The organism is Pantoea sp. B550 (genome assembly GCF_024158165.1).
GTDB lineage: Bacteria > Pseudomonadota > Gammaproteobacteria > Enterobacterales > Enterobacteriaceae > Pantoea > Pantoea alfalfae.
Genome location: NZ_JAMYXI010000003.1, coordinates 2,759,472 through 2,784,253, shown reverse-complemented (window position 1 = coordinate 2,784,253; position 24,782 = coordinate 2,759,472). Strand labels below are relative to the sequence as shown.

Below are 24,782 nucleotides of genomic sequence, written 5' to 3'. Positions count from 1 at the left end.
ATTTACGCTCTGCTGAGGAGGGCCACGTGCAAAATTATTGTGAGTTAGTTCGCCGGAAATATGCCGAAATCGGCAGCGGGGATTTAGGTTACATACCGGATGCGATTGGCTGCGCATTAAAGGCACTTAATGATATTGCCGCAAATACTGAGCTAAACTCTTCTGTCAGGGAACAGGCGGCTTACGCCGCTGCTAACTTATTGGTGAGCGACTATGTTGATAAATGAAGCGTACCAACCTATCAATTGCGATGATTACGATAATCTGGAGCTCGCCTGCCAGAACCACTGGATGCTGTCGCTGGAAATGAAAGATGGCGAGCAGCTCAAGGCAAAGGCTAAAGAGATCTTTTCACGCAAGAATGTGGAATATCTGGCTATCGATCTTTCCGGTGAGCATCGCGAATTACGTCTCGATCATATCGCCAGCTTTACCCATCCCGAACTGGGTACGGTCGTGGTCAGCGCAGAGTAATCCACGCATTCCGGGCGGGACCTTCCCGCCCGTTTAAACATCAGGGCTGTAACGAACTGTAGTACGCCGCCAGATCCGCCATATCGCTATCGCTTAATCCCGCCACAAACGCCTTCATGACCTCAGCCTGACCCCCGCTGCGCTCACCCTTTTTGTAGGCCTGCAGCGCATGCTCCAGATAAGGGGCGTGTTGTCCGGCCAGGTTTGGGTAGAGCGGCACCGCCGCTTTGCCCGCTGCGCCATGACACGCCATGCAACTGGCCGCTTTTTCTGCGCCGCGGTGCGCATCACCCGCCGCCCATGCCGGTAACACGGCGGCCACTAAACAGGCGATAAGCCATTGCTTCATTGTTATTGCTCTCCTGCGCAGGTGTCATGTCCCAGACTATCTGCCAGCCCTGCTGATCACTGGCCGCGCCAGCATGGGTGACAAAGAGATTCGGTAGACAGACCAGCGCCTGGTTGTAAAAAATTAACGGCAGCCGTTCTCGCTGCCACGGCGGTATCTGTAACTCCTGCCACAGCTTTTTCATTTCTCTTCCGCCATTGCGACCCACCACATGAACGTGACCCTGCGCATGGAACCGCACGCTGATCTGCTCATCCGGCTGAGGATAGCGTAACAGGCTTTGTGACTGGCTGGCTCGCAGCGTGCCGAGATTCTGTGGTAAATCCAGCGGCTGGCGAATATCGGGCCATGCCAGCTCAATGTCTCGCAGTGACGGGAATAACGGCAGCCAGTAGAGTTGCTGACGGTACCGACGCAATTCAGCCTGACCTAAGCGTAGCCGGGGCTGTGCATCTTCCCGGCTTACCATCACTTCATCGCAAATACGCTTCAGCGCATCACGGGATGGCATCGCCCCACCCTGTCCGGCGATCCAGCGGCGCAATAACGCGTTAGCGCGCAGCGCGCTCATGTTCATTAAAGGTGGAAAGTAGAGGCTGCCGTCAGGCTGGATCAGCTCGGCCAGTTGCCCGGCGAGCAGTTCATCCAGCAACTGCTCCTGTTCACTGCACAATGCCGCACTTCGGGCCGTTGCCTCGGCAAAATGGGGCCAGCGCTGATAAAGCTCAGGCAGCAGCCGCTGGCGTAAGAAGTTACGATCGTAGCGAAGATCCTGATTGCTTTCATCATCTATCCACACCAGCTGATGTACGTCGGCGTAAGCTTCCAGCGACTTTCGCGACTGATTCAGCAGCGGACGCACCAGCTGATGGGAACCCAGCATGCGCGATGATGGCATCGCAGCCAGCCCGGCAGGACCACTGCCGCGCTTCAGCGCCAGCAGAAAGGTTTCACACTGATCGTCGAGGTGCTGCGCGGTAAGTAATATCTCGCCCGGCTTGAGCGCGGCGCTCAGCGCCTGATAACGGGCGGTGCGGGCGGCTGCTTCAATCCCGGTTTCCCTGTCATCCACCGTCACGCGCAGCACGTCACATGTCAGCTGCAACTGTTCGCATATCGTCTGGCAATGGGCGGCCCATGCATCGGCATTCGGGCTAAGACCGTGATGCACATGCAACGCCCGCAGGCGCGACTGAGGATGCTGCTGCTGCCAGCCGCGAAGCTGATGCAGCAGCACCGTTGAATCGAGTCCGCCGCTGAATGCGACTACCAGCGCGGCATCAGGTTGCAACAGGGCGTCAAAAGCGGGCAAAGACATAGCGGCATCCGAAAAATCGGGCCACTGAATGTCGCCCGCTGAACGCGCTATTTTACGCCTGATAAAGCTCCAGCGGCAAACCATCCGGATCCGTAAAGAACGTACACTGTTTACCGGTCAGTTCATCAATGCGAATCGGCTCGCAGATAACACCTTTATCGGCCAGCGTGGCGACAGCAGCGACCACATCCGGCACGGTAAAGGCCAGGTGGCGCAGGCCACATGCTTCGGGATGACTGACCCGCACCGGCGGCTCAGGGAAAGAGAACAGCTCAATGGTATAGCGATCCTGTAAGGCCAGGTCGCCTTTCCAGGAGTCGCGCGCCTCGCGGTAAACTTCGCCCATCAGGCGAAAGCCCAGCACGTCACAATAGAACGCTTTGCTGCGCTGATAGTCGGACGCGATGATGGCGATGTGGTGAATAGCGGTTAACTGCAACATAGTGAATGTCCTGATTCAGGCAGGCTGCCCGCAGACCGCCTGCCGCTGTGAGTGGTTTAAGGGTTTACGCGGGATCGTTTTTTAGCACGCGAACGCGGTACTCGCCCTCTTCCATCAGGCTGGCACCGTGAATATCGGTTTCGAAGCCCGGATAATGACGGCCAATGCTGCACAGCATTAGCAGGAAGTCGAGCACAGCACGGCTCTTCTCCGTAATCATCTCGCCCGGCATCACCAGTGGAACGCCTGGCGGATAAGGCAGAATCATGTTGGCCGACACCCGCCCGACCAGTTCACTGAGATCCACCGTTTCGATATTGCCCTTCACCTGCTGCTGAAACGCCTGATGCGGCGTCATCTTCATTTCGGGCAGCACATCAAATGCCTGCAGCATCAGACGCGGCAGATCGTGATGGCGGATCAGCTGATGGATCCCCTGCGCCAGCGTCTGGATACGCATATTTCGATAAAAGTCGGGATCTTCAGCGTAGAGATCCGGCAGCATATTTTTCACCCGCAGATTGAGATCGTAGGCGCGTTTAAACTGGGTCAGACCGCGCAGCACGCTCATCGCTTTGGTTTTGTCGATGCCGATACTGAACAGGAACAGCAGGTTATAGGGGCCGGTCTTCTCCACTACAATGCCGCGCTCATCGAGAAACTTCGCTACCAGCGCGGCCGGGATCCCCTCTTCCGCCATCTCACCCAGCTCGCTCATACCTGGCGTCAGAATGGTGACCTTGATCGGATCGAGGTACATGTGGTCACGATCGGCCTGCGTAAATCCGTGCCACTCTTCGTCGCCGGGCTGGATCGCCCAGCATTGCGCTTCATCAATCTGTTCCGGCTGCCAGATATCGAAGAACCAGCTGTCAGACTCTTCGCGCAGGCGCTGGATTTCCCGACGGAAGTGCAGCGCGCGTTCCACCGAGCGATTGATTAACCGCTTACCGGGGTTACCGCGCAGCATGGCGGCGGCAGTTTCAATTGAGGAGACAATAGCGTAATTGGGCGAGGTGGTGGTGTGCATCATGTAGGCTTCGTTAAACGTCTGTTCGTCGTAGTCGCCTTTAATGTGAATCATGGAGGCCTGCGAGAACGCCGCCAGCAGTTTGTGGGTCGATTGCGTCTCGTATATCACCTTGCCCGGAATACGATCGCCACTCATGCCGCTTTTACCGGCATAAATCGGATGGAAATTGGTGTAAGGCACCCAGGCTGAATCGAAATGAATTGACGGCACATCCAGCGTCTCTTTAATGAACTGGGTATTGTAGAGCAGCCCATCGTAAGTGGAGTTGGTGATCACCGCATGCACCGGCCAGGTAGCGCGATCGGTGGTCGCGACCTTCTGCGTAATGCTCTCACGGGTGAACTCGTGCTTCGGGATACCGCCGAGAATCCCCAGCGCATTGCGGGTCGGCTTCAGCCAGATCGGGACCAGATCGCTCATCATCAGCAGATGAGTCAGAGACTTGTGGCAGTTGCGATCGATCAATACGGTGCTGCCCGCCGGGGCCGCATACATGCCGACAATTTTGTTCGACGTTGAGGTGCCATTGGTCACCATATAACTCTGCTCGGCGCCAAACGTGCGTGCGATGTACTCTTCCGCTTCAAGGTGCGGGCCGGTGTGATCCAGCAGCGAACCCAGCTCGGTCACTGAAATGGAGATGTCCGACTTCAGCGTATTGGCCCCGAAGAAATCGTAGAACAGGCAGCCTACCGGGCTCTTCTGAAATGCGGTGCCCGCCATATGGCCCGGTGTGCAGAAGGTGTACTTGCCCTCTTTCACATAGGTGAACAATGCTTTGGTCAGCGGCGGCGTAATGTGGTCGAGATAGTCATCGGTATACTGCCGGATATGCAGCGCGATATCGTCGGCGGCATTCAGCGCATATTCAAAAAAGTGCAGCGGCATGCGCATCTCATTGATGCTGATGTCCATCTGTGAGTGGGTATTAATAAAGGCGTACAGCGGCAGGTATTCGTTGAGCTGATTAATCTCACCACACAGTTCAGGACTGTTGTGTGCATCCCAGTCGAAGATGACGCCGCTGATACGCGGATTGTGTTCAATCAGCTTCAGCAGATCATCACTGTTTTTCGGGTAAAGCAGCTGGAAGCCTTGCAGATTTAACGCCGCGTCGAGTTCGCGTAACGGTTCATCTTTATAAAACACGCCGTGCGCGCCCATGATCGCCAGAATATTCAATGCCCCTCTCCCTGATTGTTGTGGAACCGGACAAGCATAACCGCTAACTCAGGGAAGGTGTAGCAAGGGGACGATCAGATGAGGCTGAAAGGCGTCAGACCGCGTGCGGGGGCTGAACTGGCGGCATAAAAAAAGCGGACCGAAGTCCGCTTTTATTGATGGGCTAAAATCAGGCGTAGCCATAGCTCATCAGACGCTGATAACGACGATCCAGCAGCTCCTCGGTGGTTAATCCATCGAGGTCGGCCAGGTCAGCCAGCAGCTGCTGCTTGAGTGACTGCGCCATATCCACCGGACGACGATGCGCGCCACCCAGCGGTTCAGGGATGACGGAGTCAATCAGCTTCAGCTCTTTCAGACGGTGCGCAGTAATGCCCATCGCTTCGGCGGCAAGCGGTGCTTTGTCAGCGCTTTTCCACAGAATGGAAGCACAGCCTTCCGGCGAGATCACTGAATAAGTGCTGTACTGCAGCATATTCACTTTATCGCCCACGCCAATTGCCAGCGCGCCACCTGAACCGCCTTCACCGATGACCGTACAGATCACGGGTACTTTCAGACCAGACATTTCACGCAGGTTGCGGGCAATCGCTTCAGACTGCCCACGCTCTTCCGCGCCCACGCCCGGATAAGCACCCGGTGTGTCGATGAAGGTGATGATTGGCATTTTGAAACGTTCAGCCATCTCCATCAGGCGCAGCGCTTTGCGGTAGCCTTCCGGTGCGGGCATGCCGAAGTTACGGCGAATCTTCTCTTTGGTTTCACGGCCTTTCTGGTGCCCGATGATCATCACCGGACGTCCATCAAGACGCGCAATCCCGCCGACAATCGCTTTGTCGTCCGCATAAGCACGGTCGCCCGCCAGCTCATCGAAATCGTCGAAGGCGTTGCGAACGTAGTCAAAGGTGTAAGGACGTAAAGGATGGCGTGCCAGTTGGGCAATTTGCCATGCGCCCAAATCGGCGAAGATTTTACGGGTCAGCTCAACGCTTTTCTCACGCAGACGCTGAACTTCTTCATCCAGATTAACGTGTTTATCATCCTGACGACCAATCGAGGTCAGCGAATCAATCTTCGCTTCCAGTTCTGCAATTGGCTGTTCAAAATCCAGGTAATTAAGACTCATAATGTTCCTGTTCTAGTCAAACTCCAGTTCCACCTGCTCCGATCCAATCAACGAGCGCAGATCGTTAAGTAAACGATCGCTGGGCGAAATTCGCCACGCTGCACCAAAGCGCAGCTTCGCTCGCGCGTCGGCTCTCTGATAGTAGAGATGCACCGGAATAGTCCCTGATCGATGGGGTTCCAGGGACTGACGGAGTCGGTTTAATAGCTGGTCATCAATTTGCCTGTCCGTCAGCGAGATAGCAAGTCCGCGCGCGTATTTTTCGCGAGCTTCGTCGATGTCCATGACTTCACGCGCGGTCATTTTAAGCCCACCACTGAAGTCATCAAAGCTGACCTGTCCGCTGACGATCAGGATTCGGTCTTTCTCCAGCAACTGCTGGTATTTATCTAACGCATCGGTAAATAACATCACCTCAAGACGACCGGAGCGATCGTCCAGAGTACAGATACCAATTCGGTTGCCGCGTTTGGTCACCATTACCCGCGCGGCGATCACCAGACCGGCCGCCACGGTAATTTTACCCCGATCGGTAGGATGCATATCTTTCAGCCGCACCCCGCCAACGTAACGCTCAATTTCTTTCAGATACTGATTAATCGGGTGGCCGGTCAGGTACAAGCCCAGCGTTTCCCGTTCACCATCCAGCTGCACCTGCTCAGGCCAGGGTGTGACGCTGGCGTACGATTTCTCAACCTGCTCCGGCTCTTCTGCCAGTACGCCAAACATATCTGCCTGACCAATCGCTTCCGCTTTCGCGTGTTGATCGGCCGCTTTCAGCGCGTCGCTGAGTGCACTCATCAGCGCCGCGCGATGCGGTCCGAGGCGATCAAAGGCCCCGGACATAATCAGTTTCTCCATCACCCGACGGTTGATCTTTTTGGTATCGGTACGGGCGCAGAGATCAAACAGCTCGCGGAAATAGCCGCCTTCGTTACGGGCGTCGATGATCGCTTCGATCGGACCTTCGCCCACGCCTTTGATCGCGCCTATGCCGTACACGATCTCGCCCGCTTCGTTAACATGGAACGGATAGAGACCGGAGTTAATATCGGGCGGCAGGACTTTCAACCCCATCCGCCAGCACTCATCGACCAGGCCGACTACTTTCTCGGTGTTATCCATATCGGCGGTCATAACCGCCGCCATAAACTCAGCCGGATAGTGCGCTTTCAGCCACAGCGTCTGATAGGAGACCAGTGCGTAGGCCGCAGAGTGTGACTTGTTAAAGCCATACCCTGCAAATTTTTCCACCAGATCGAAGATCTTCATCGACAGTTCGCCGTCGATGCCCATGCTTTCGGCACCGTCGCGGAAGACTGAACGCTGTTTGGCCATCTCCTCAGGTTTCTTTTTACCCATGGCGCGACGCAGCATATCTGCACCGCCCAGTGTGTAACCGGACAGGACCTGGGCGATCTGCATCACCTGTTCCTGATAGAGGATGATGCCGTACGTTGGCTCCAGTACTGGCTTCAGGCTTTCATGCTGCCACTGGATGTCGGGATAGGAGATCGCTTCCCGGCCATGCTTACGGTCAATGAAGTTGTCTACCATGCCGGACTGCAGAGGACCAGGACGGAACAGCGCCACCAGTGCGATCATATCTTCGAAGCAGTCGGGCTTAAGACGCTTAATCAGATCTTTCATGCCGCGCGATTCAAGCTGGAACACTGCGGTGGTTTCCGAGCGCTGCAGCATATCGAAGCTTTTCTTATCATCCAGTGGGATCGCGGCGATATCGATCGGCTCCAGTCCCTCTTTTTCCCGGCGCGGATTGATCATCTTCAGCGCCCAGTCGATGATGGTCAGCGTACGCAGCCCCAGGAAGTCGAACTTCACCAGTCCGGCATATTCCACATCATTTTTATCGAACTGGGTGACCGGGAACTGGCCGTGCTCATCGCAATAGAGCGGCGCAAAATCGGTGATCTTCGTTGGCGCAATGACCACGCCACCCGCATGCTTACCGGCGTTACGCGTCACCCCTTCCAGCTTGCGCGCCATGTCGATGAGCGCTTTCACCTCTTCATCTGCGTCATACATCGCAGGAAGTTGTGGTTCAGCAATAAACGCTTTTTCCAGCGTCATGCCGGGATCGGGCGGGATCAGTTTTGAAATACGGTCAACGAAGCCGTAAGGATGACCCAGCACGCGGCCCACATCGCGGATAACCGCTTTCGCTGCCATGGTGCCGAAGGTAATGATCTGTGAAACCGCTTCACGTCCGTACATATCGGCGACATGTTCGATCACCTGATCGCGCTTCTCCATGCAGAAGTCGACGTCGAAGTCGGGCATTGAGACACGTTCAGGGTTCAGGAAGCGTTCGAACAGCAGGTCAAATTCCAGCGGATCGATATCGGTGATTTTCAACGCATAGGCCACCAGCGAACCCGCACCCGAACCACGCCCCGGTCCGACCGGCACACCGTTATCCTTGGACCACTGGATGAACTCCATTACGATCAGGAAGTAGCCCGGGAATCCCATCTGGTTGATAACGTTGAGTTCAATTTCCAGACGCTCATCATATTCCGGGCGTTTTTCCGCGCGCTCAGCCTCGTCCGGGAACAGGAACACCAGACGCTCTTCCAGTCCCTCACGGGATTTCACCACCAGATAATCTTCAGTGGTCATGTCGCCGGTCGGGAACTGCGGCAGGAAGTACTCGCCGAGCCGGACCGTGACGTTACAACGCTTAGCAATCTCTACGCTGTTTTCCAGCGCTTCCGGGATGTCCGAGAACAGCTCGCACATCTCTTCTTCGCTGCGCATATATTGCTGAGGACTGTAGTTGCGCGGACGCTTGGGATCATCCAGCGTATAGCCGTCGTGAATCGCAACGCGAATTTCGTGCGCGTCGAAATCTTCTGCGTTGATAAAGCAGACTTCATTGGTGGCGACGACCGGGATGCCCTCGGCAATGGCCAGCTCAACGGCGGCATGCAGATAGCTCTCTTCGTCCTGACGACCGGTGCGGATCAGCTCCAGATAGTAGCGATCGGGGAAATGCTGCTGGTAAAACGACAGACACTGCGACACCAGGGCGTTATTGCCACGCAGCAGGCTGCGGCCCACATCGCCACGCCGTCCGCCCGACAGCAGGATTAACCCTTCCTGCAACTCAATCAGCCAGTCGCGATCGATGATCGGTCCATCTACGCCATAACCACGCTGATAGGCGCGGGAGATCAGCAGCGTCAGATTCTGATAGCCGGTATTACTTGAAGCCAGCACGGTAAGTTGGGTCAGCTCATCCCCCATCAACTCGCTGGCAACGTTGAAATCGGCACCAATGACCGGCTTTATCCCTGCGCTGTGTGCGCCACCGTAAAATTTCACCAGACCACAAAGGTTAGTGAAGTCGGTAATTGCGATAGCAGGCATGCCAAGGGCAGCTGCCTTCTTGATCAATGGCCCGGTTTTCGCCAGGCCATCAACCATCGAATAGTCACTGTGGACACGCAGATGTATAAAACGGGGTTCAGCCATATCAGTTTCCGGTTAAAACAGCGTCAGGCTATTAAAGCGTAAGGGTCTGGCGGGCAGCCAGTACTTCAGCGTCGAGCAGCGCGTTGCGTACAGGCGCAAAACTGCGACGGTGGTGCGGCGTGGCGCCATACTGCGTCAGTTTTTCCATATGCAGCGCCGTCGGATAACCTTTGTGCTGCGCAAAGCCATACTGCGGGAAAAGCAGATCCAGCTCGGCCATCTCGCGATCGCGCGATACTTTGGCGATGATGGAGGCTGCACTGATTTCGGCCACCAGGCTATCCCCTTTGACGACAGCCTGTGAAGGCATGGGCAGCGCCGGGCAACGATTACCATCAATCAGTACATAGTCGGGCTGGATACTCAGGCCAGCGACCGCGCGCTGCATCGCCAGCATGGTGGCATGCAGGATGTTGAGCTGGTCGATCTCTTCAGGTTCTGCACGTCCCAGACTCCATGCCAGCGCCTTCTCTTTGATTTCGTCATACAACGACAGGCGGCGCTTTTCCGACAGTTTTTTGGAATCAGCCAGGCCGGTAATCGGATTAGCCGGGTCGAGGATGACTGCAGCAGTGACGACCGCGCCGACCAGCGGACCGCGCCCCACTTCGTCCACACCGGCAATCAGCCTGGCGACAGGATAGATAAAATCAGGCATTCACCAGCTCCAGTACCGCATCCGCTGCCTGCTCATCGGCGTGCCAGCGGATCTGTTGATGTAATTCATGGAACGTCTGCAGCAGGGTTTCGCGCTCAGGCCCGGCATGCAGCAGCGGATCTAATGCCGCGGCCAGGGCTTCTGGCTGACACTCATCCTGCAGTAACTCTTTGACCAGCTCACGCCCGGCCAGCAAATTTGGCAGCGAGACGTAAGGCGTTTTTACCAGCCGTTTCGCCAGCCAGAACGTGGCCGGCTTCATTCGATAACCGACGACCATAGGGCATTTTGCCAGCATGCACTCCAGTGCGGCAGTACCTGACGCCAGGAGTGCGGCATCACTCGCAATCATCGCTTCACGTCCCTGACCATCCAGCAGATGCATCGGCAGTTCGGGAGCGACGTCGGCTTTGATTTTCTCAAACTGTTCGCGACGACGGGCATTAACCAGCGGCACCACGATTTCCAGCGCCGGATAGTGACGACGCAACAGTTGAGCTGTTTTCAGGAAATCAGCGCTGAGCATTTCCACTTCCGCACCACGGCTGCCGGGCAGCAGGGCCAGACACAGTGCATCATCGGCAATACCGAGATGACGGCGCGCAGCCAGTTTGTCGGGTTGCAGCGGCATGGCATCCGCCATGGTGTGGCCGATAAAGCGACAGGGAACGTTATAGCGATCGTAGAAAGCTTTTTCAAACGGCAGGAAGGCCAGTACCAGATCGGTATTACGACCAATCTTAAACACGCGCTTTTGCCGCCATGCCCACACCGAAGGGCTGACATAGTGGATCGTGCGAATGCCCGTGCGTTTGAGATTGCCTTCCAGCGTGATATTGAAATCGGGCGCATCAATGCCGACAAAGACATCGGGTCTGAGTCCGGTAAAGCGCCGGGTGAGATCGCGGCGGATTGTCAGCAGACGTCGCAGGCGACCCAGCACCTCGACAATGCCCATCACCGCCAGCTCTTCCATCTCATACCAGGCTTCGCACCCTTCAGCCTGCATCAGTGGGCCCGCCACGCCGACAAAGCGTGCATCAGGATGACGGGCTTTCAGGGCACGAATGAGACCCGCACCAAGAATATCGCCGGAGGTTTCTCCGGCGACCAGGGCAATCGTTAAAGGACGCGCTGACATGGATTAACGAATTAATCCACGGGTTGAACGGGTGAAGAAGTCGTAGAAAGGCTGCACTTCGCTGTGCTGCTGCGCGATGGCTTCAATCTCCGGCTTCACTTCTTCCAGCGTTCTGCCGCTGCGGTAGAGCAGCTTGTAGGCGTTGCGAATGGCGTGCAACGACTCTTTGCTGAAGCCACGGCGCTTAAGACCTTCAATATTGATTCCGAACGGCGTCGCGTGGTTGCCCTGCGCAATAACGTAAGGCGGCACATCCTGCGCCACGCCGGAACAGCCACCTACCATCACGTGAGCACCGATGATGCACCACTGATGTACCGCTGTCATGCCGCCAATAATGGCGAAATCATCGACCGTCACGTGACCACCCAGGGTGGCGTTGTTAGCGAAGATACAGCGGTTGCCAATCACGCAGTCATGCGCAATATGGACATTTACCATCAGCAGATTATCGCTGCCCACGGTGGTGACATGGCCCCCCTGCGTGGTGCCGCGATGAATCGTCACGCTTTCACGAATGCGGTTGCGATCGCCGATCTCAACCCGCGTTGGCTCACCGGCATATTTCAGATCCTGATTCACTTCACCAATCGAGGCGAACTGATAGATCTGATTATCTTTACCGATGCGCGTGTGGCCATTAACCACAACGTGTGACTTCAGTACCGTTCCTTCATCGATCTCCACATTCGCGCCAATAAAGCAAAAAGGGCCAATGTGAACGCGGGCGCCAATAACAGCGCCCTCTTCGATGACTGAACTGGGATGGATAGTGGCGGTTGGATCAATCACGAATTATGCCTCCCGGCTACGGGCACACATCATGGTCGCTTCACAAACGATTTTACCATCGACAGTCGCCACGCCTTTAAAGCGGGTCAGACCACGGCGGGTTTTCTCGAAAGTGACTTCCATGATCATCTGATCGCCTGGTACCACAGGGCGCTTGAAACGGGCACTGTCGATACCGGCAAAGTAATAGAGTTCACCTGGTTCCAGTTTACCTACGCTTTTAAACGCCAGAATACCGGTGGCCTGCGCCATCGCTTCCAGTATCAGAACGCCAGGAAAAATCGGTTTACCAGGGAAGTGCCCCTGGAAAAACGGTTCATTAACAGAAACGTTCTTCACTGCACGCAGGTATTTGTGCTCTTCAAATTCCAGCACGCGGTCTACCAATAGAAACGGATAGCGGTGCGGCAGCAGCTCTAAAATCTCTTCAATTTTCAGAGTATGAGTTTCAGTAGTCAAAATACTCTTCCTGTCCTAAAAATCTGATGACGTCAATAACACGGCCTGCACAGATCAAAATGATCTTCCGCAGGCCGCAAATAGGTTCTGTGGCGCCGGGCTTCCCTGCTTAACATTTTTATTATGAAAGCCGGTCAGTTTTGGGATGGCGGTTAGTCGTCTTTGCCGACCTTGCGCTCGATGGCTTTTAAGCGTTTGCTCATATCATCGATGTTCATCACCAGCGCTGCAGTTTTGCGCCAGGTTTTGTTGGGTTGCAGCGGAATGCCTGACGAATAGACACCAGGCTCTGTGATAGGACGCATGACCATACCCATACCGGTCACCGTTACTTTGTCACAGATTTCCATATGGCCGTTAATGACGCTGGCACCGCCAATCATACAGTAACGTCCAATCTTCAGACTACCCGCCATGATCACACCGCCTGCAACCGCAGTATTGTCGCCAATAACTACGTTGTGAGCGATCTGGCACTGGTTGTCTATGATAACACCATTGCCGATCAGAGTGTTATCAAGCGCACCGCGATCGATGGTAGTGCAGGCACCTATTTCGACGCGATCACCGATAATTACCGCGCCTAACTGCGGGATTTTCACCCAGTTACCGCGATCATTGGCGTAGCCAAAACCATCAGAACCGATGACGGTACCTGACTGAATCAGACAATCCTGGCCGATTTCGATCTCGTGATAAACCGAGACGTTGGCCCAGAGGCGGGTTCCGCTGCCGATACGGGTTTTTTTGCCAACAAAGCATCCCGCACCAATGACCACGTTATCACCCAGCTCAACGTCCGCTTCGATCACCGCATTGGCACCAATGGCAACGTTATTGCCAAGTCGGGCTGAGGGATCGATTACCGCGCTTGGGGCGATATTCTGCGCTGGCTGTGGGGTGGTATCGAGTATCTGTGCCATACGCGCATAGGTCAGGTAGGGGTTTTTGACTACCAGGGCTGCGGTTTTGCACCACTCCAGATCCGCTTCCGTCAGCACCACGGCTGAGGCCTTTATCAGGGCGAGTTGCTCGCGGTAACGGCTGTTTGCAAGAAAAGTGATTTGGCCAGTTGTGGCGGATTGCATAGAAGCAATGCCGGAGATGACGATATCGCCATCTCCGTGCAATTCTGCATCCAACTGCTGGGCTAAATCAGCCAGTCGAATAGATGACATGAATTATTTAACCTGTTTCAGCACGTCAGCAGTGATGTCTTTTGCGTTTGATGCATAAGCCACCGCGTTAGCGTCGATCACGACGTCATAACCATCGCTGTCAGCGACTTTCTTAACGGCATCCTGAATACGGCTCAGCAGCTTGTTACGCTCTTCCATCTGACGACGGCGATTATCCTGCTCAAAAGCCTGCGCTTTTGAAGAGAAGGCTTCACGCTGAGACATGACATCTTTTTCCATACGGCTGCGTTCGCTGGCCTTCATGGTAGAACCGTCACGCTGCAGACGCTGCATTTTGGTCTGCAGATCGCGCTCCTGGCTCTGCAACTCAGTTGCACGGCCTTTGAACTCGTTTTCCAGCTGTTTAGCAACAGTCGCACGTTGCGGTAACTGTTGGAAAATGCTGGACACGTTTACCACTGCAATTTTGTCGGCAGCCTGAACACCAGCGGAGACCGCTAAAGCAAGACCCAGACCTGCGGCACACAACAACTTTTTCACTATAAACTCCTTACCATCAACGTTTGTGTCAGCGACACAGTGTTTGCTCCGGAACAGCAACAGGTGCTGCCCGGCAGCAAGACTTCAGCTATGCATCCATGCTCAGAACATTACCAGGTTTTACCAATGTTAAACTGGAACTGCTCTGACTTGTCTCCATCGACTTTCTTAATCGGCTGGGCGTACGAGAACACCAGCGGACCGAGCGGTGACATCCACTGCAGCGCCACACCGCTTGATACGCGGATATTGTTAGGATCGCTGTAGTCGGGAATGTCCGCTGCGCGCGTTTGATCCGTATTTTCCCAATGGGTATCCCACGCGGTACCGGCATCGACAAACACCGAGGTACGCACCGAGTTAGCATACTTTTCGCTCAGGAACGGCGTTGGCGTAATCAGCTCAAGACTGGCAATCGCCATGGCGTTACCGCCCACCGCATCGTCAGACTTACAGACGCCATTCGGATCGGCAATTCGGCAGTTCGACGAGTTGTTATTGTAGTAAGCCGCTTTCGGTCCAATGGTGTTGGACTGGAAGCCACGCACGGTGCTCGAACCACCGGCGTAGAAGTTCTCATAGAACGGCATCTCTTTGCCGTCGAGTCCATCGCCATAACCGACACGACCACGGCCCAGCAGCACCCAGGTACGATCCTGGTTAATCGGCACATACTGCTGAGTGTCCAGCGTGGCCTTATAGAAGCTGTTATCTGAGCCTGGAATCGTTACCTTACCATTCAGGTTGGTACGGTTACCGGATGTCGGGAAGAAGCCGCGGTCCAGCGTGTTGTAAGTCCAGCCGTAGTTAAAGGTGAAGTCATCGGCTGAGAATTCGCCTTTATCATTAAGCTGTTGCGGCTTGTCGACTGAATCCAGATAACGCCACATCGCAACCTGCGGCTGCATGTTTGACAGGTCGTTGTGGACATAGCCAAGACCGACACGCAAGGTGTTGTTTTCGTTAACCGGGAAGCCAAGCGTGCCATCCAGACCATAACTTTTGTTGGTATAGTCAGAAAGGTCCGCATTGTCCGCTTTGAAGTCGTTGTAGAACAGACGACCACCCAGACTCACACCATCAACGGTGAAGTAAGGGTCAGTAAGCGAGAATTCAGCATAGGTCTGATAATCATTTTTGGTCCCGCTGATGCCCACGGTATTACCGGTGCCCAGCCAGTTATCCTGCGTTACCCCGACCTGGAAGCTCACACCACTTTCAGTGCCATAACCGACGCCGAAGTTGAAGGTGCCGGTGTTGCGCTCTTTAACCTTGTAGACCACATCAACCTGGTCCGGCGCACCTGGTACACGCTGCGTATCCACATCAACGGTTTCAAAGTAACCGGTACGGTTCAGACGCTCTTTACCCTGTTCAACCAGATCGCTGCCCAGCCATGCACCTTCCATCTGACGCATTTCGCGACGTAACACCGAGTCTTTTGACGTGTCATTGCCTTCGAAACGGACGTTACGCACGTAGTAACGATTGCCCGCATCCACATTGATATGCAGTTTGACGGTTTTATCGGTGTCATTGATTTCAGGCTGTGTGGCTACGCGCGGATAGGCATAGCCATAGCGGCCCAGCAGTTTCTTGATGTCATCTTCCATTTTCGTGACTTTGGCACCGTTATAAAGCTCGCCTGCCGGAATTTTGGTCAGATGTTCAATTTCTGCTGAATGGCCCGCCATGCTGCCATTGACGATTACACCAGCGATTTTGTACTGATCGCCCTCGGTGATATTCACCGTGATGTAGATGCCTTTTTTATCTGGCGTCAGGCTGACCTGGGTCGAATCGATGTTGAAACGTGCATAACCGCGATCCAGATAGAAGCTGCGCAGGGTTTCGAGGTCGCCCGCCAGTTTCTGCTTCTGGTATTTACGATCGCCCACCACGTTCCACCATGGCACTTCATCGCGCAGCTGGAAGCGGGAGATCAGTTCATCTGAGCTGAAGGCTTTATTACCGACGATGTTGATCTGCTGAATTTTCGCAGAGACACCTTCCGTAAAGACCAGCTTCAGATCAACGCGGTTACGCGGCAGTGGCGTGACCACGGCTTTCACGTTAGCGGTATATTTACCGACGCTGTAATAGAAGTCTTCAAGTCCCTTCTCGATAGAAGAGATAGTAGTACGGTCCAGCGCTTCGCCGACACGGACGCCTGAAGCTTCCAGATTTTGTTTGAGCTGATCCTCTTTCACCGCTTTGTTACCGGTGAAGGTAATGCTGGCAATGGTAGGACGTTCTTTGACCTGGACAATCAGCGTTGTACCGTCTCGCAGGACCTGAACATCCTCAAAGTTGCCAGTAGCGAACAGCGAGCGAATGGTATTTCTGACATCATCGTCATTCACCGTATCGCCAACCCGTACTGGCATGCTCAGCAGAGCCGCGCCGACGGCGACTCGCTGCAGCCCTTCGAAATGAATATCCTTCACCACGAAATCGTCTGCACCGTAAACGGTGGCGCTGCTAAACAGCAGCGACGCTATGAGCAACTTTTTCATCGCCATCGTTGTTATGCGTTTTCCTAACACATCCCTCGAATGTTCGCGTTCCAGCGGTTACAAACGTGAGAAATCATTGAAAAGTGCAAGCCCCATTAACAGCACCAGCAAAATTGAGCCGATGCGATAACTAAAGTCCTGAACTCGCTCGGACACCGGTCCACCTTTGATCTTTTCGATCGCCAGGAACAGCAGGTGCCCACCATCTAAAACCGGCAAAGGGAACAGGTTGATAATGCCCAGGTTGACGCTAATCAACGCCAGGAACATCAGGTAATAAATCAACCCATATTCTGCTGACAACCCTGCACCCTGCGCAATCGAGATTGGCCCGCTCAGATTGTTCAGCTTCACATCACCGGTTATTAACTTGCCCAGCATGGAAACGGTGAGCTTCATCAGCTGCCAGGTTTTTACACTGGCCTCACCGATAGCCGCAAACGCGCCATACTGCCTTACCGTCTTGTACTCTTCGGGCAGCGGAACAATGCGCGGAATCACACCCGCAAAGCCCGCTGTCGTGCCAGCTTTCGCTTCTGGCGTCATCGTCAGCGCAATTGACTCACCGCCGCGATCCACCTCAAGCGTCATGCTTTTGCCGGGATTGTCCCGGACCTGGGTCACAAATGTCTGCCACTGCGATAATGGCTGACCATCGACTTTAACGATCCTGTCGCCTGCTTGCAAACCGGCTTCACTGGCTGGCGAATTCGCCTGTACTTCTGCCAGTGTGGTCTCAATTTGCGGACCGCGAGGCTGAATGCCTAATGCGACGACCGGATCCTGCTTATCAGGCTCAAACTGCCAGTTACGCAAATCCAGCTGCTTCTGCTGAGTCGCATCCTCGCCAAATCGTGCCACCGTTAACGTGGTGCTGCTGTCGCCGATTTTACCCACCAGCGCCATACGCACAGCATCCCAGTCAGGCGTTTCGATACCGTCAACGGCCTTAAGTTCCATGCCGGGCGCAATTTGCGCTTCCGCAGCCACCGAACCGTTTAAAATTTCACCGATCACCGGGCGCACACCCGGCACGCCGTGAATAAACACAACCCAGTAAGCAAAGATGGCAAAGAGGAAGTTAGCGACAGGACCTGCCGCGATGATGGAGGCGCGTTGCCAGACAGCTTTATTATTAAAAGCCTGATGACGCAGCTCGGCTGGTACGCTTTCGACACGTTCGTCGAGCATTTTAACGTAGCCACCAAGGGGAATCAGCGCGATGACAAATTCCGTGCCGTGGCGGTCACGGCGCTGCCAGAGCGACTTACCAAACCCAATGGAAAAGCGCTCAACTTTGACGCCACAGCGACGAGCGACCCAGAAATGGCCAAACTCATGAACGGTAATCAACACGCCCAGCGCAACGATAAAGGCGAAGAAACTCCAGATTATGCTCAACATCTTTGCCTGTCCTTAAAGGGTGCGGAACACCAGCAGCAATAAACAGGCAAACACCGGCACCGCCGCAGTCAGACTATCAATACGATCAAGAATGCCGCCGTGACCAGGAATCAGATTACCACTGTCTTTGATGCCCGCTTCACGTTTAAACATGCTCTCAGTGAGGTCGCCCAGCACGGAGGCCAGCGTCGCGATAATCGCGCAAATCACCAGCGTACCGGTGGAAACCGTCAGTGGCGCCAGCGTCGCAAACAGCACTGCAATCAGCGCCGAGGTGACCAGACCGCCCAGGAAGCCTTCCCAGGTTTTGCCTGGTGAGACCTTTGGCGCCAGCTTGTGCTTGCCGAACATCTTGCCAAACATATAGGCACCTGAATCCGCTCCCCACACCAGCAGCAACACAAACAGCAGCCACCAGGCACCGGCGAAGTGGTCGGTGTCATAGTGATACTGGCGCAGCGCCACCATGCCCCAGAAAAACGGGACCAGCGTTAATACGCCAAACAGTAAGCGAAGGGGACGCGAATGGCGCCAGAAGGCCGCAGAAGCGGGATAGGAGAGCACCAGCAGCAGTGCAGCGCCCCACCACACCAGCGACGCCCAAAGCGATGTCGCGATCTGTGGCAGATGCACCGTATGTTGATAAGGTGGCAGCGTAAACTGCATCAGCGCAAGCAGCAGACCACAAAGTACAGCCAGCCAGACGCGCTGTTGCCGTGATGCCATGCCTGCAAACTGACCCCATTCCCAGGCGGCCAGCATACAGATAACGATGGTAGTGAGAGCAAAGCCCACAGGTGGTAACCAGAACAGTGCAGCGATTACCAGCGGAATTAATATCAACGCGGTAATCAGACGAGACTTCAGCAAAGGTTACCCCCAGATTGCTCAGGCGCCGCCTGGTGCAGCGCCGCCAAAACGACGCTCCCGCAGAGAGAATGCATTCAGTGCACCTTCAAAAACGTGTTCATCGAAATCCGGCCAGAGCACATCGGTAAAATAGAATTCAGCATAGGCAATTTGCCACAGCAGGAAGTTGCTAATCCGATGCTCTCCCCCGGTCCTTATCACTAAATCCACTGGCGCCAGCTCCTGCATACAGAGCTGCGACGTCAGGCTCTCTTCGGTAATCTGGTCAGGACGCAGTAATCCTTCCTGCACCTGCTCAGCCAGTTTTTTCACGCCTTCGATAATATCCCAACGGCCGCCATAGTTGGCAGCAATGTTGAGCGTCAGGCCACTATTATTTGCGGTCAGCGTCTCAGAACGGCGAATACGTTCCTGAATACGCGGGCTGAAACGGCTGGTATCGCCAATGACGCGTAAGCGAACATTGTGTTTGTGCAGGCTTTTAACTTCGCTGTCGAGCGCCCAGACAAACAGTTCCATTAACGCGGTGACTTCCTGTGCCGGACGGCTCCAGTTTTCACTGCTGAAGGCGTAAAGCGTCAGGGCTTCAAGATTGTTGCTGACCGCAAAGCTGACGGCACGGCGCACCGATTTAACGCCCGCTTTGTGGCCTGAAATGCGCAATTTTCCCTGATTTTTGGCCCAGCGACCGTTGCCATCCATGATGATAGCGACATGGCGCGGACCGTTTCCCTGCTGGTCATCAGTGTTGTTGTGATTGTTAGACGACATAACGCTTAACCAATTCCTTTCATCAGAAATGCTGTGGTTTCTGAATACATTGCGCCCGGTTCAAATCCCGACACGCTTTTGGTGCCGGGCCACACCGAATTCGGTGACAGACCGTGAAACGCGAGCCAGCGACTATACCATTTTCACCTGAAGCGAACAAATGGCCTCATAACGATCGGCTTCACGACGTGAAGCGCGGCAACATTTCTGCCGCCAGCGCGCGCGAGGAGCGATCAATTTCAAGGACAGCGTCCACCGAATCCGGCTCCGGACACACTTGTGCCGCCATCACCGCGCTATTAAGCGCCGCGATGTCGGTGAAGCGGATCTGGTGATTCAGGAAAGCCGCGACGGCAACCTCGTTGGCTGCATTCAGCGTGGTGGTCGCCGCCTGCCCTGCCTCACAGGCATCAATGGCCAGCTTCAGGCAGGGATAGCGACTAAAATCAGGTTCTGCAAAGCTCAGCGCCGACATGCGGGTAAAATCCAGCGGCGTCACGCCTGCTTTGATGCGCGAAGGCCACGCCATGCTATGGGCAATGGGCGTACGCATATCGGGAGAACCTAACTGAGCCAGCACGCTGCCATCGCAGTATCGCACCATGGAGTGAATCACCGACTGTGGGTGAAGGATTACTTCCATCTGCGCTGCGCTGGCATTAAACAACCAACGGGCTTCAATGTACTCAAGACCTTTATTCATCATGGTGGCCGAATCGACGGAGATTTTTCTCCCCATCGACCAGTTCGGATGTGCACAGGCCTGATCTGGCGACATGGCGCTGAGATCTGCTAAATCTGTGTCACGAAAAGGACCACCCGATCCCGTAAGGATAATTGACTCAATGCCATTATCCCGCAGGTCAGCGTAACCTAACTGATGCTGGATGGTAGCCGGTAAACTCTGAAAAATGGCGTTATGCTCGCTGTCGACCGGTAGTAACTGCGCGTTATGATGACGCACCGCCTCCATAAACAAACGGCCGCAGGTGACAAGCGATTCTTTGTTGGCCAGCAGCACCGTTTTACCGGCGCGAATGGCGGCCAGCGTTGGCAGTAAACCTGATGCACCGACAATGGCCGCCATCACCTGATCCACCTCATCCAGCGCAGCCAGCTCACAGGCTGCCTGAACGCCGGAGAGCACTTCAGTATTGACCCTGATTGCTCTCAGTCGCTCACGTAGCGCAGCGGCAGAAGCCTCGTCTGCCATGCAGGCGTAGCGTGGCGTAAAGGCCGCACACTGTTCGGCCATCAGCGCCACGTTATGGCCGGCAACCAGCGCCGTAATCTGATAAAGCTCTGGGTTGGCGCGAACCACCGCCAGCGTACTGGTGCCGATCGAGCCGGTGGATCCCAGCAGAGTTAATCGCTTCATGAGGCTATCCGTGTGAAGTCAGCGTGCCCGCAGGCACAATGTAAAACGCCGCCAGATGTCGCATTCATATGAATACCTCTCTGTACGGCGTTTTGTCCGGCAGTGATGGAATCAGAAATCCATCAACTCCGTCTCTTTTTCTGACAGTGCAGCATCAACTTTCTTGATGTACGCATCGGTCATTTTTTGCACTTCGTCCTGCGCACGACGTTCGTCGTCTTCACTGATTTCTTTATCTTTCAGCAGCGCTTTGATTTTATCGTTGGCATCGCGACGGACGTTACGTACCGACACACGGCCCTGCTCGGCTTCGCCGCGCACGATTTTAATCAGATCTTTACGACGCTCTTCTGTCAGCGCTGGCAGCGGAACACGGATGTCAGTACCGGCTGAACTTGGGTTCAGACCGAGATCAGACTTCATGATCGCTTTTTCGACTGCCGGACTCAGTGAACGATCAAACACGTTGATTTTCAGCGTGCGTGAATCTTCCACAGTGACAGAAGCCAGCTGACGCAGTGGCGTCGGCGTGCCGTAATATTCGACGACGATGCCGTCGAGCAGCGTAGGTGACGCACGACCGGTGCGCACTTTGCTGATGGTCGTTTTGAATGCTTCAACGCATTTTTCCATGCGCGTGTCAGCATCTTTTTTGATGTCGTTAATCACGTTGAAACCCTTGGATTCGGTTTGACCTGGCCAGTTCCGGCATAACCGGAAGCGGGATCGATAATCATCGATAATCCTGACTGGTGCGCGATGCATTCTCATCGCGCTGACAGAATATACCTTATTTTATCTCGCCTCGGGTATTAATGCGTAATCAGGGTACCTTCTTTTTCACCCATCACTACGCGACGCAGTGCGCCAGGTTTATTCATGTTGAAAACACGGATAGGTAATTTGTGGTCACGCGCCAGGGTAAAGGCCGCCAGATCCATCACTTTCAGCTCTTTATCCAGGACTTCGGCATAGGTCAGTTGATCATACAGTGTCGCATCCGGGCTTTTCACCGGATCGGCAGAGTAGACGCCGTCAACTTTGGTCGCCTTCAGTACCACGTCCGCTTCAATCTCAATGCCGCGCAGACACGCCGCAGAGTCGGTGGTAAAGAATGGGTTGCCGGTACCGGCGGAGAAGATGACTACGCGGTTGTTACGCAGCAGGCTGATCGCTTCTGCCCAGCTGTAGTTGTCACAGACGCCATTCAGTGGAATCGCTGACATCAGGCGTGCATTCACATAGGCGCGGTGCAGTGCATCACGCATCGCCAGGCCGTTCATCACGGTCGCCAGCATACCCATGTGGTCACCTACGACACGGTTCATCCCTGCCTGCTGCAGGCTCGCGCCGCGGAACAGGTTCCCTCCGCCAATTACCACGCCAACCTGGATGCCCAGCTCAACCAGCTCTTTTACCTCTTGTGCCATGCGGTCAAGCACACTCGCGTCGATACCAAAACCTTCAGCGCCTTGCAGAGCTTCGCCGCTGAGTTTAAGCAGGATACGTTGATAAACAGGTTTTGCGTTGGTCGCCATGGTCAGTTCTTCCTGGAAGATTGGGTGTAAAGGAGAAGTAAATTCTGATCGATCATCCGCTTACCGCAAAGAAAATGCTATTGGGATGAAACTGAAAACGTGTCTGTTGCGATTCACAGACAAAAAAGAACCGCCATCTGGCGGTTCTTTCAGAGCATTAAGACTGTTTGGACATTGCTGCAACTTCTGCAGCGAAGTCAGACTCAACTTTCTCGATGCCTTCGCCCACTTCGAAGCGGATGAAGTTGATGACGTCAGCGCCCTGCTCTTTCAGAGCCTGGCCAACGGTTTTGCTTGGGTCGATAACGAAAGCCTGCCCCGTCAGAGAGACTTCACCGGTGAATTTCTTCATGCGGCCTTCAACCATCTTCTCTGCGATCTCTTTTGGCTTGCCAGACTGCATCGCGATGTCCAGCTGAACCTGGTACTCTTTATCAACCACGTCAGCAGAAACGTCTTCTGGCTTAACGAATTCAGGCTTGCTCGCTGCAACGTGCATCGCGATCTGTTTGATCAGATCTTCGTTAGCGCCTTTCGCTGAAACCAGAACGCCGATACGCGCGCCGTGCAGGTAGCTGCCCAGCTCTGCGCCTTCCAGGATTGCAACGCGACGGATGTTGATGTTCTCACCGATTTTCGCAACCAGTGCAACGCGCTCTTCTTCGAACTGCGCTTTCAGGACTTCAACGTCAGTGACGCGATCAGCGGCAGCCGCATCCAGAACTTTGTCTGCGAACGCCTGGAAACCGCCATCTTTTGCTACGAAGTCAGTCTGGCAGTTCACTTCCAGAATCACGCCATAGTCGCCAACGATTTTGGTTTTGATTACGCCATCAGCAGCAACGTTGCCTGCTTTTTTCGCTGCTTTGATTGCGCCAGACTTACGCATGTTCTCAATCGCCAGCTCAATGTCGCCGTTCGCTTCAGTCAGCGCTTTTTTGCAATCCATCATGCCAGCGCCAGTACGCTCGCGCAGTTCTTTTACCAATGCAGCGGTAATGTCAGCCATTCCAGAATCCTCGGTTCGTGCCTGTGTACATAGGTACCTGCAGACACTTATTTGCGGAAAATTTACTCTGTCCCGCCGTCCGGTTGGGGGCGTAACAGACTGAGATAAATAAAGGGGCCACTATAGGCCCCTTACAGATCACATCTGAATGCTAAGGGCTCTTATGCAGAGCAAACCTTAATTAAGCGTTTTCTAAAGACGCTTCTTCAGCTTGCTCAGCCAGGTCCTGAGAGCGGCCTTCGCGAACGGTGGTCGCAACGGCAGTCAGGTACAGGTTTACAGCACGGATCGCATCGTCGTTACCTGGGATAACGAAATCAACGCCATCTGGATCTGAGTTGGTATCAACGATAGCAAATACCGGGATACCCAGGTTGTTTGCTTCTTTGATTGCGATATGTTCGTGGTCAGCATCAACAACAAACAGCGCGTCTGGCAGACCGCCCATGTCTTTGATACCGCCCAGGCTGTTTTCCAGCTTGGCCAGCTCACGCGCACGCATCAGCGCTTCTTTTTTGGTCAGTTTGTCGAAAGTACCATCCTGAGACTGAGTCTCCAGATCTTTCAGACGTTTGATTGACTGACGCACGGTTTTCCAGTTAGTCAGCATGCCACCTAACCAGCGGTGGTTTACGAAGAACTGGTCGCAGCTCAGTGCAGACTCTTTTACCGCTTCAGCAGCAGCGCGCTTAGTACCTACGATCAGGATCTTACCTTTACGGGAAGCGATCTTGTTCAGTTCAGCCAGAGCTTCGTTGAACATAGGAACCGTTTTTTCCAGGTTGATGATGTGAACCTTGTTACGAGCACCAAAGATGAATGGCTTCATTTTTGGGTTCCAGTAACGGGTCTGGTGACCGAAGTGAACACCAGCCTGGAGCATGTCGCGCATGGAAACAGTTGCCATGATAAAACCTCTAAAGTTTGATTGGGGTTGGGCCTCCATGTATCCCATACGACCGACCTCTTTCAAGGCACCCCGGCGTATGTGTCGATACATGTGTGTTTTAGTACACATAATGAGAGTTATGCGTTTCCTGCTGACCGAAACGGCCATACAGAGAATCGTCGGCGCGCTTTATACCACAACCAGCCCAGTGACGCCAATAAATGATCGCTGACAGAGGCCAGCGCGTTCTCTATTTGGC

At 54.4% G+C, this 24,782-nt stretch carries 23 protein-coding genes; 2 read left to right on the top strand and 21 right to left on the bottom strand.

The annotated features are described in order from the left end of the window. The first annotated feature begins 26 nt into the window (after nucleotides 1–26). Together NIM72_RS15865 and rof are read left to right on the top strand one after the other, a co-directional pair. Nucleotides 27–227 carry a YaeP family protein gene (locus NIM72_RS15865; RefSeq protein WP_003852623.1) on the top strand — a complete coding sequence of 67 codons (201 nt, stop codon included), beginning with the start codon at nucleotides 27–29 and terminating at the stop codon, nucleotides 225–227. Beyond that, the gene (gene rof, locus NIM72_RS15860; RefSeq protein WP_150010675.1) at nucleotides 214–474 is read left to right on the top strand and encodes a Rho-binding antiterminator; all 261 of its coding nucleotides are present in this window, start codon (nucleotides 214–216) and stop codon (nucleotides 472–474) included. The genes NIM72_RS15865 and rof overlap by 14 nt, the downstream gene beginning before the upstream one ends. A 40-nt stretch (nucleotides 475–514) precedes the next feature. On the opposite strand, the gene NIM72_RS15855 is transcribed toward rof, so the two are convergent. The 21 genes from NIM72_RS15855 to rpsB form a co-directional block, all read right to left on the bottom strand. Further along, a complete protein-coding gene (locus NIM72_RS15855; protein ID WP_161735506.1) occupies nucleotides 515–823 on the bottom strand; it encodes a cytochrome c in 309 nt (102 codons plus the stop codon). Continuing rightward, nucleotides 762–2,141 (bottom strand): tRNA lysidine(34) synthetase TilS, encoded by a 1,380-nt coding sequence (tilS, locus tag NIM72_RS15850; RefSeq protein WP_253421128.1) that lies wholly within the window; start codon nucleotides 2,139–2,141, stop codon nucleotides 762–764. Before tilS ends, NIM72_RS15855 begins: the two co-directional genes overlap by 62 nt. Nucleotides 2,142–2,193: 52 nt before the next feature. Beyond that, nucleotides 2,194–2,583 carry a VOC family protein gene (locus tag NIM72_RS15845; protein WP_253421126.1) on the bottom strand — a complete coding sequence of 130 codons (390 nt, stop codon included), beginning with the start codon at nucleotides 2,581–2,583 and terminating at the stop codon, nucleotides 2,194–2,196. Nucleotides 2,584–2,647: 64 nt separating this feature from the next. Next, nucleotides 2,648–4,798, bottom strand: a complete 2,151-nt coding sequence (locus NIM72_RS15840; RefSeq protein WP_253421124.1) for a lysine decarboxylase LdcC — start codon at nucleotides 4,796–4,798, stop codon at nucleotides 2,648–2,650. A 169-nt stretch (nucleotides 4,799–4,967) separates the two neighbouring features. Further along, nucleotides 4,968–5,924 (bottom strand): acetyl-CoA carboxylase carboxyl transferase subunit alpha, encoded by a 957-nt coding sequence (accA, locus tag NIM72_RS15835; protein WP_013356851.1) that lies wholly within the window; start codon nucleotides 5,922–5,924, stop codon nucleotides 4,968–4,970. A 12-nt stretch (nucleotides 5,925–5,936) separates the two neighbouring features. Next, complete coding sequence (gene dnaE, locus NIM72_RS15830) at nucleotides 5,937–9,419, bottom strand: DNA polymerase III subunit alpha (protein ID WP_161735500.1); 3,483 nt, start codon at nucleotides 9,417–9,419, stop codon at nucleotides 5,937–5,939. 31 nt (nucleotides 9,420–9,450) lie between these two features. After that, a complete protein-coding gene (rnhB, locus tag NIM72_RS15825) occupies nucleotides 9,451–10,077 on the bottom strand; it encodes a ribonuclease HII (protein WP_161735498.1) in 627 nt (208 codons plus the stop codon). Next, nucleotides 10,070–11,218 carry a lipid-A-disaccharide synthase gene (gene lpxB / locus NIM72_RS15820; protein WP_161735496.1) on the bottom strand — a complete coding sequence of 383 codons (1,149 nt, stop codon included), beginning with the start codon at nucleotides 11,216–11,218 and terminating at the stop codon, nucleotides 10,070–10,072. The genes rnhB and lpxB overlap by 8 nt, the downstream gene beginning before the upstream one ends. Nucleotides 11,219–11,221: 3 nt before the next feature. Next, a complete protein-coding gene (gene lpxA, locus NIM72_RS15815) occupies nucleotides 11,222–12,010 on the bottom strand; it encodes an acyl-ACP--UDP-N-acetylglucosamine O-acyltransferase (protein WP_253421122.1) in 789 nt (262 codons plus the stop codon). Between the two features lie 3 nt (nucleotides 12,011–12,013). Then, entirely contained in the window at nucleotides 12,014–12,469 is a 456-nt protein-coding gene (gene fabZ, locus NIM72_RS15810) for a 3-hydroxyacyl-ACP dehydratase FabZ (RefSeq protein WP_003852639.1), read from the bottom strand. Between the two features lie 152 nt (nucleotides 12,470–12,621). Next, nucleotides 12,622–13,647 (bottom strand): UDP-3-O-(3-hydroxymyristoyl)glucosamine N-acyltransferase, encoded by a 1,026-nt coding sequence (lpxD, locus tag NIM72_RS15805; RefSeq protein WP_013356846.1) that lies wholly within the window; start codon nucleotides 13,645–13,647, stop codon nucleotides 12,622–12,624. Between the two features lie 3 nt (nucleotides 13,648–13,650). Next, nucleotides 13,651–14,148 (bottom strand): molecular chaperone Skp, encoded by a 498-nt coding sequence (gene skp / locus NIM72_RS15800; protein WP_003852644.1) that lies wholly within the window; start codon nucleotides 14,146–14,148, stop codon nucleotides 13,651–13,653. Nucleotides 14,149–14,258: 110 nt separating this feature from the next. After that, nucleotides 14,259–16,670 carry an outer membrane protein assembly factor BamA gene (gene bamA / locus NIM72_RS15795; protein WP_222924509.1) on the bottom strand — a complete coding sequence of 804 codons (2,412 nt, stop codon included), beginning with the start codon at nucleotides 16,668–16,670 and terminating at the stop codon, nucleotides 14,259–14,261. Between the two features lie 51 nt (nucleotides 16,671–16,721). Beyond that, entirely contained in the window at nucleotides 16,722–18,068 is a 1,347-nt protein-coding gene (gene rseP / locus NIM72_RS15790; RefSeq protein ID WP_161735492.1) for a sigma E protease regulator RseP, read from the bottom strand. A 12-nt stretch (nucleotides 18,069–18,080) separates the two neighbouring features. Next, nucleotides 18,081–18,938 carry a phosphatidate cytidylyltransferase gene (gene cdsA / locus NIM72_RS15785; protein ID WP_161735491.1) on the bottom strand — a complete coding sequence of 286 codons (858 nt, stop codon included), beginning with the start codon at nucleotides 18,936–18,938 and terminating at the stop codon, nucleotides 18,081–18,083. Nucleotides 18,939–18,956: 18 nt separating this feature from the next. Further along, the gene (gene ispU / locus NIM72_RS15780; RefSeq protein ID WP_009091989.1) at nucleotides 18,957–19,709 is read right to left on the bottom strand and encodes a (2E,6E)-farnesyl-diphosphate-specific ditrans,polycis-undecaprenyl-diphosphate synthase; all 753 of its coding nucleotides are present in this window, start codon (nucleotides 19,707–19,709) and stop codon (nucleotides 18,957–18,959) included. 181 nt (nucleotides 19,710–19,890) lie between these two features. Then, nucleotides 19,891–21,087, bottom strand: a complete 1,197-nt coding sequence (gene ispC, locus NIM72_RS15775; RefSeq protein ID WP_161735489.1) for a 1-deoxy-D-xylulose-5-phosphate reductoisomerase — start codon at nucleotides 21,085–21,087, stop codon at nucleotides 19,891–19,893. A 111-nt stretch (nucleotides 21,088–21,198) separates the two neighbouring features. Then, a complete protein-coding gene (frr, locus tag NIM72_RS15770; protein WP_161735487.1) occupies nucleotides 21,199–21,756 on the bottom strand; it encodes a ribosome recycling factor in 558 nt (185 codons plus the stop codon). 143 nt (nucleotides 21,757–21,899) lie between these two features. Further along, nucleotides 21,900–22,625, bottom strand: a complete 726-nt coding sequence (gene pyrH, locus NIM72_RS15765; RefSeq protein WP_013356840.1) for a UMP kinase — start codon at nucleotides 22,623–22,625, stop codon at nucleotides 21,900–21,902. A gap of 157 nt (nucleotides 22,626–22,782) precedes the next feature. Continuing rightward, the gene (gene tsf / locus NIM72_RS15760; RefSeq protein ID WP_013356839.1) at nucleotides 22,783–23,634 is read right to left on the bottom strand and encodes a translation elongation factor Ts; all 852 of its coding nucleotides are present in this window, start codon (nucleotides 23,632–23,634) and stop codon (nucleotides 22,783–22,785) included. Nucleotides 23,635–23,815: 181 nt separating this feature from the next. Then, nucleotides 23,816–24,541 carry a 30S ribosomal protein S2 gene (rpsB, locus tag NIM72_RS15755; RefSeq protein ID WP_031375276.1) on the bottom strand — a complete coding sequence of 242 codons (726 nt, stop codon included), beginning with the start codon at nucleotides 24,539–24,541 and terminating at the stop codon, nucleotides 23,816–23,818. Nucleotides 24,542–24,782: the final 241 nt, after the last annotated feature.